The following is a 1,020-nucleotide window of genomic DNA, read 5'->3' as shown; positions in this document are numbered from 1 at the left end:
GGGGTTATCAACATTACATAATCTCCACAGGCTTGTATGTAGATCAGTTCGTCTGTCTTTACCAGATGAATGCGGGAACCGTCTTTCACCGTAATGCGATCTATTAATTCTGTCTGTGGTTCTCCTTGTTGTTCGGTCACAGTTAGCTGATGTGCAGCCAATTCTTTATCCAGTTCCTGATTCTGTACTTCTTCTTTAGTTACGATCAGGCGATACCATAAAGTAATGGCAATCAAGGTTGGCAGCCCGAACAATAACCGGAAAGGTATGGTCTGCACAAAAGGAATATAGGATATGCCTACAATCCTCACCATGATATCACAGATCATAAAACTACCCGCCAGCCATAATAGGCTTCCAACGATTATCATGATTATATCCGTCTGGAACAACGAAACAAGACCGACCACAAACCAGGCCAAATAGGCTATGGCTGCCAGCCAACCAATTGTTGCCACTCCATCTACCAGAGCAGGAAGATAGTCGTTTCCGGTATATCCACAGACTAAAGCCACCTGTGTCGCAACCAGAATAAACGCCAGCACCAGCATCGGAATCCAGCGGAATGGATAATCTATTATCGGATGTGGTTTCATACGCTAGTCTTTAACTTCCAAGCCTCCGAAAGAAAGCGTTCCACGAATGACCAATATATTCTCCTTGTTTACATTCCCATTTTGCCAGCGTTTGTCATCACATCCTCCAAAGAAAGCATTGCATTTGAAGACGACTGTCCAAATCTCGACTCCTCCCCAACTGCAATCCAAATCAATATAGGTTTCTCCCGGTGCAATATGGGTATGGCGAAGATCAATAGTCGTCCCCCCGAAAGAGGTACGAATCATGGCTCCTTTAAACAACTCATCAAGTACTACGTGACGTGCAGCTCCCCAGACATTCTCCGAACGCAAAAAGCCATCTACTGATTCCGATTGTTGTTGCTCACTCTCAAAGTTCATGCCGGGTCTACCCTGATGCATCTTCATCCATTGCCGACGATGTTCCATTGTATGCTGACGA

General features: G+C 45.1%; 1 protein-coding gene and 1 pseudogene. Both read right to left on the bottom strand.

Annotated elements, in window-relative coordinates; genetic code table 11:
• On the bottom strand, positions 1–596 hold a 596-nt coding region (locus AB5935_RS28220), incomplete at its 3' end, for a LytTR family transcriptional regulator (RefSeq protein WP_368328131.1).
• Positions 597–599: 3 nt separating this feature from the next.
• Positions 600–1,020 (bottom strand): annotated as a pseudogene (locus AB5935_RS28215) (hypothetical protein); the annotation flags it as partial.

It is taken from the genome of Phocaeicola sp. RTP21198st1_B8_RTP21198_201120 (genome assembly GCF_040929485.1).
In the GTDB taxonomy this organism is placed as follows: Bacteria; Bacteroidota; Bacteroidia; order Bacteroidales; family Bacteroidaceae; genus Phocaeicola; species Phocaeicola dorei.
The sequence above is the reverse complement of the archived record's forward strand: the minus strand, read 5'-3'. Positions and strand labels throughout refer to the sequence as shown.